At 65.7% G+C, this 5704-nt stretch carries 6 protein-coding genes, 1 tRNA gene and 3 pseudogenes; 3 read left to right on the plus strand and 7 right to left on the minus strand.

Annotation, left to right across the window (positions count from 1 at the left end; translation table 11 throughout):
* Positions 1-664, minus strand: a pseudogene (locus GJ629_RS13930) (hypothetical protein); the annotation flags it as partial.
* A 106-nt stretch (positions 665-770) separates the two neighbouring features.
* On the opposite strand from GJ629_RS13930, the gene GJ629_RS13935 reads away from it, so the two are divergent.
* Together GJ629_RS13935 and GJ629_RS13940 are read left to right on the plus strand one after the other, a co-directional pair.
* Positions 771-909, plus strand: a tRNA-Met gene (locus GJ629_RS13935).
* Between the two features lie 386 nt (positions 910-1295).
* A complete protein-coding gene (locus GJ629_RS13940) occupies positions 1296-1811 on the plus strand; it encodes a DUF21 domain-containing protein (RefSeq protein WP_157513585.1) in 516 nt (171 codons plus the stop codon).
* 146 nt (positions 1812-1957) lie between these two features.
* Here GJ629_RS13940 and GJ629_RS13945 read toward each other — a convergent pair whose 3' ends face one another.
* The 4 genes from GJ629_RS13945 to GJ629_RS13955 all read right to left on the minus strand — a co-directional run bounded on the left by GJ629_RS13945 (position 1958) and on the right by GJ629_RS13955 (position 3724).
* On the minus strand, positions 1958-2680 hold the full coding sequence (locus GJ629_RS13945; RefSeq protein WP_197428624.1) for an RICIN domain-containing protein: 723 nt from the start codon (positions 2678-2680) through the stop codon (positions 1958-1960).
* Entirely contained in the window at positions 2674-2832 is a 159-nt protein-coding gene (locus tag GJ629_RS16405; RefSeq protein ID WP_197428625.1) for a hypothetical protein, read from the minus strand. Before GJ629_RS16405 ends, GJ629_RS13945 begins: the two co-directional genes overlap by 7 nt.
* Before the next feature lie 66 nt (positions 2833-2898).
* Positions 2899-3102 (minus strand): hypothetical protein, encoded by a 204-nt coding sequence (locus GJ629_RS13950; protein ID WP_157513587.1) that lies wholly within the window; start codon positions 3100-3102, stop codon positions 2899-2901.
* Between the two features lie 46 nt (positions 3103-3148).
* Positions 3149-3724: a thermonuclease family protein gene (locus GJ629_RS13955; protein ID WP_370515918.1), complete on the minus strand. Its 576-nt coding sequence runs from the start codon at positions 3722-3724 to the stop codon at positions 3149-3151.
* Between the two features lie 129 nt (positions 3725-3853).
* On the opposite strand from GJ629_RS13955, the pseudogene GJ629_RS18125 reads away from it, so the two are divergent.
* Positions 3854-5145, plus strand: a pseudogene (locus GJ629_RS18125) (phosphoribosylamine--glycine ligase).
* Between the two features lie 66 nt (positions 5146-5211).
* On the opposite strand, the gene GJ629_RS17670 reads toward GJ629_RS18125, so the two are convergent.
* Together GJ629_RS17670 and GJ629_RS13965 are read right to left on the minus strand one after the other, a co-directional pair.
* A complete protein-coding gene (locus GJ629_RS17670; RefSeq protein WP_255475240.1) occupies positions 5212-5340 on the minus strand; it encodes a hypothetical protein in 129 nt (42 codons plus the stop codon).
* 43 nt (positions 5341-5383) lie between these two features.
* Positions 5384-5704 (minus strand): annotated as a pseudogene (locus GJ629_RS13965) (cation-transporting P-type ATPase); the annotation flags it as partial.

Raw genomic sequence — 5704 nt, forward strand, 5'->3', positions numbered from 1 at the left:
CGTCGTCGGCCTCGTCGCCGCCGTGTTCGGCCTCGAAGTGGCGGTCGAGTTCGTCCATCGAGGTCACGTCGAAGAACTCGAAGATGGCCTTTTTGACGGTCTGTTCGACGATGCGGGCCTGATCGTTCGGCGTCTTGATCCGCTGGGGCCGGCCGTCGATTCGGAGGACGATCTCCGTGGCGACGCTGGCCTCCTCGAACTCCAGGCCCGTGAGGTCCTCGAAGGCGAAGGTTTCGTGGTCGTCCTCCCAGACGGTGTTGCCGACGTGTTTGACGACCCGGCGTTCACAGACCACGAGCGTGAGTTCGCTGAACCGGAAGGCGCCGGCGACGCTCTCGTCCTCGTCGATGACGCCGTCGGCGAGCAGGACGCCCTCGAGGACGATGCCGAGGACCTCCCGCGAGAGGTCACTCGGGACCGACAGCGACTCGGTCCCTTCGACGTACTCGAAGACGAACTTCGTCTTGCGGCGGCCCTCGGACACCTCGAGGCGTTCGATGTCGTGGGGAAACTCCTCGACGCGTTCGTCGCTGAGGAGTCCGTCCGACCGGTAGAGCAGCGTCCGCGTGGCGGTGATACAGACCACGTCGTCGTCGCCGAGCATCACCCCGGTACGCAGTTGCTCGCCCCCGAGGCGTTGCTGGACGAGCTCGGGGATGTCCATAGCCGAGTGTGACCGCCCGACGGCTTAAATCCGCGGGGTGGCACCGCCCGACACAGCGCTGAAAGATGAGAAGGTTAAAGGGCGCAACCGCGCTACCGGAAACTGCGCCCGGGTGGCTTAGCTGGACATAGCGCCGCACTCATAGGGTCTTACCGATGGGCGGCATCTGCTGGCCCCCACGAGGCTCTGTCGAACCTCGGACCTGGGCCATGCGGAGATCGAGGGTTCGGAGCCCTCCCCGGGCATACTTCTACCGTCGCTCGCGCCGGCGAGCGACTGCTCTGAATATGCGCTGCGGTGGCGACGAACCCGGGAGGGTCTGCGTGAGCGTCAGCGAACGCAGAGCAGGAAAATCTCCGATTTTCCGTGGTTCGGAGCCCTCCCCGGGCACTTTCATTTCGTCACTCGCTCCGTCGAGTGACAACCCTGAAAGCTGACGGCGGAGGGCTCCGAACGAGACGAGTCGCGCGCAGCGAACATCGTGAGCGAGCACGTCTCGACGTTGTTCCGGAGCCCTCCCCGGGCATTCTCAGCGGAACCACGAACGCCCGTGAGTGGTGACGCTGGTTAATGCCCTCGTGGGCCCCACACCGGAGACAGCCTTCTTCACCTTCCCACTGGTTGCTTCAGTATGGCGTCTCCGGTCGTGACAATCGGTGGTATCGTCGCTATTTGTGTACTGGTCGTGCTCTCGGCGTTTTTCTCCAGTAGCGAGAGCGCAATCTTCACGCTCCCGGAGGCGTGGCTGGAGACACAGGACGCCGCGGACGGGCGCGTCGCGGTCCTCCAAGGACTCCGCGAGGACCCCCACCGGCTACTCGTGACGATACTGGTCGGGAACAACGTGGTCAATATGGCCATCGCGTCGATCACGACAGCGCTGTTGGTCGGGGCGCTCCCGGCCGGGAGCGCCGTCACGGCCGCGACGGTCCTCGCTAGCGTCATCGTGTTGGTCTTCGGCGAAATCGTCCCGAAGTCTTACGGGCTCGGGCACGCCCGCACGTGGGCGCTCGTGGTTGCGCGACCGCTCTCGCTGGTCGAACGACTGCTGTATCCGCTCGTCGCCGTCTTCGACTGGCTCACGGGCGGTATTTCGGCGGCACTCGGCGGCGACACCGACATCGAGGACCCCTACGTCGAGGACTGACCAGCATTTTCCACCGTCGCCTGTATCGGACTCCCCCGGTACCGACGCTATTTGCTATCGCGGTATACACTATATCCGTCCTGCCACGAGCGGGGTCTCTCGGTCGGAGTGTGGCGAAAAAGATCAGTCACCTCCGCCGAAACCCCTCAGGCCGACGTTTCGGGGAACTCCAGATACGGGACCTGCTGGAGAGTAAGCCCGTCGTCGCCGATACTGAGGCTGATGTTGCCGGCGGACTCGTAGTCGGTGAAACTGACCGTGATCCGGCGTGTCGCCCCGGCCGGAACGACGATATCCGGCTGGTTCGGGTTGAACACGTTGTCGGTCCCCGGTTCGGTGACCGTCGGGTTCAGCGCGATAGCACTGGATTCGTTGTTGGTTACGTCCACCTCGACGTAGCCGACGCCGTCGGACTCGTAGCGGTCGTCGTTCGCGAGGCTGATATCCGGTTCGGTGTCCTCGCCGACCGGGAACAGCGCCCACCGCTGGTTCTGGCCGCCGCCGTCGCTCCACTGCTGGACGAGCGACCCGTTGTAGTCCTCGTAGGCAGGCACCTCGGCGACCTTGCCGCTGTGGCGTGCGGTCAGGCTGTAGGCGCCCGGGCTTGTCTCCTCGATAGCCCACTGCTGGTTCTCGCCACCGACGTAGTCCCACTGGTGGACCGTCGCGCCGTCCGCCGTCGAGACGCTCGCTACGTCGAGGGCCTTGCCGCTGTTCTCGTTGATCAGTTTGTAGTAGCCGTCGCCGACCGACTGGACGGTCCACTGCTGGCTGGCGCCGCCGACGTAGTCGTACTGCTGGGCGTCGTCGCCGTTGTTCGTGCCCGCACCGACGATGTCCAAGGCGTTGCTGGTTGCGACGTTCAACACCTTGTACGTCTCACCGTCGGTGATCCCCGAGCCGTCTCGGCGGCCACGCCGGTCCCCGAGACGGTACCGATACCCGCGGCCGCGAGGCCGGCCGCACCGATCGACTTGACGATCCCCCGCCGTGAAACGCTTCGCTCCGTTCGTTCGTGCATCAGCAACCGGAATTAACGAACTTCGTTGTAAAAGCGTGTCCATACTACGGGAAACTGGCCGTCCGTTTACTCTTCGAAGAGGCCCAAATCCTCGGCGACGAGGTCGGCGAGTTGCTCGGCGACGTCGGGGTCGACGCGCGCGACGTCCTCGCCGTCGTGCAACTGGTCGTTGTGGCGTTCGATGGCGTCGGCGACGTCCGCCATCGCTACCCGGGTCGTCGTCTCACAGTCCGGGCAGTGGACGGGCACCGACGGCGTGTCCTCTGCCATACTCGACACTCTCCCGTCGGGCGTAAAAACAGCCTCGGTTTCGCCGTCACCCGCAGGCCCACAGGCCGCGGTCGGTCGCGCGGGCGTCCGCTTCGGCGCTGTCGAACGTGGACCGGAGCGTGAACTCGCTGTCGTAGACGCGGGCGTGACCGGCCTCGACCAGCGCGAGGTTGAGGTTCGTGCCGTCGTGGACGAGATACCCGAGGATGCGGCCGTACCCGCCGCGGCCGTCCGATTCGGGGTCCATCGCGAGCGTGACCGTCTCGCCGTCGACGCGGTCGGCGACGACTCCGCTCGCGTCTTCGCCCGCCGCCCGGAGACACGACCGGACGCCCTCGGTGTCGTCGAACCCCTCGTACTGGCTCGGGTCGACTTCGACGTGGACCTCCGGTGTGTCGATACCCAGCAGTCTGACCGTATCGGTCGTCCCGTTCGCAAAGCGGACGTCGACGGTGTCGCCGTCGGCCACCGAGACGACGGTGACCTCGTGGGTCGTCCCGTCCGGGACGGACCCGTTCGCCGTCCCCGTCGGCAGCGGTCCGGCGCTTCCGGGTTCTGGGGCACCGGAGCAGCCGGCCAGTACCGTCAGCAACGCCACGAAAACCAGTGTCTTCGTACCCACGGGGACCGCTACGGCGTGGACGCCCCTGAAACCACCGGGTAGGGCGATACACCTTTTATCGCTATACAGAATCCATCTGTGGCCGCCTCCGCCGCTCACACTCAAGTCGATGCCGGCCGACGGGGACGTATGGAGTCGAGACGGTTTCTGTTCTGTTCGCTCGACGCGGCGCTGATCGCGACCTCGCGTGGCAGGTCCACCGCGAGGGCCACGATGTGAAGTACTACGTCGAGGCCGAGAGCGACTAGGAGATAGGCGACGGGTTCGTCCCGACGGTGTCTGAGTGGCGGGCGGAACTGGACTGGGCCGACGTGGTCGTCTTCGACGACATCTGGGTCGACGTCGACATCGGGACCGGCGAGATAGCACAGGAACTCCGCGAACGCGACGTCGCTGTCGTCGGTGGGACGCCGAACACCGACCGCCTGGAGGCGGACCGCGGCTATGCGATGGCGGTGCTGGAGGACCACGGCGTGAACACCATCGACCACCTGAGTTCCACGACTTTCAGGCGGGCATCGACCACGTCCGGGCGAACCCGTTCCCCTACGTCGTCAAGCCTCTCGGCGAGGTCCAGAACGTCAATCGACTGCTGTACGTCGGGCGCGAGGCCGACGGCAGCGACGTGGTGGACGTACTGGCGGCCTACGAGAAGGCGTGGGGCCACCGGATGAAGGGCTTCCAGTTACAGCGGAAGGTCGAGGGCGTCGAAGTGGCGGTCTGTGGCTTCTTCGACGGCGAGCGGTTCGTCGACGAGATAAACTTCAACTTCGAGCACAAGAAGCTCTTCCCGGGAAACGTCGGCTCCCCAGACCGGCGAGATGGGTACCTCGATGTTCTGGGCGGGGCGCAACGAACTGTTCGCCGAGACGCTCGGGAAACTGGCGGGATGGCTCGCCGAGGAGGGGTACGTCGGCAGCATCGACCTCAACTGTATCGTCAACGGGACGGGCATCTATCCGCTGGAGTTCACGCCCCGATTTGGCTATCCGACCATCACGCTCCAGCAGGAAGGGTTCGAGTCCGGGACGGGGCAGTTCTTCTACGACCTTGCCAACGGCAACAACCCCGAAATCGCGGTCCACGACGGCTTTCAGGTCTGTGCCCGGGTCGTCCTCCCGCCGTTCCCCTTCGACGACGAGGCGACCTACGACGAGAACTCCCGCAACGCGGCCGTCGTCTTCGACACCGACAGCCGCGAGGGAGTCCACATCGAGGACGCCAAACGCGTCGACGGGCAGTGGCGCGTCGCCGGCGAGAACGGGATGCCCGTCGTCGTGACGGGCAAAGGCGAGACGATGGGTGCGGCCCGACGGCAGTGTTACGACCGGGTCGAGGACATCGTCCTCCCGAACTGCTACTACCGCGACGACGTCGGGGAGCGTTGGATCGACGGCGACGGCGACCGCCTGCAGTCGTGAGGGTACCTCGGGCCCGCGCGCTGAGGTCGTGTGACGCTCTCGGTCACAGATAGGTCGCCTTGCGTATCACTCGCCGGCCGCGCTGAAGTTGTGGCCACACTCCGTACAGGAGTACGGCAGCGTGCTCCCGAACCCTTCGGCCAACTGGACGTCCCCACCGCACTCCGGACACTCCTCGGGCGTTTCGAAACTCATATTTCGGCCTTGTGCGGCCCCCGAGAAATCGCTGGCGGTCCGGCTACGCCTCGATGCGGGAGAGGCGCATCGCGTTGCCGGTGACGGCCGTCGTCATCCCGGCGTCGCCGGCGAGCACCGCCAACCAGATGGGGACGAGGCCGAACGGGACCGCCAGCGCCAGTCCGGCCTTCACCGCCAGCGACGACCAGACGTTCTGCCGGATGACGCCGTTTGCTTTCCCGGCGAGGTCATAGAGGTACGGCAACTTCGAGAGGTCGTCGGCGAGTAACGCGATGTCGGCCGTCTCTAAGGCGGTGTCGGTACCGGCGGCGCCCATCGCCACGCCGACCGTCGCCGTCGCCAGCGCCGGCGCGTCGTTGAC

The sequence above is a fragment of the Halapricum sp. CBA1109 genome (assembly GCF_009741825.1).
Classification (GTDB): domain Archaea; phylum Halobacteriota; class Halobacteria; order Halobacteriales; family Haloarculaceae; genus Halapricum.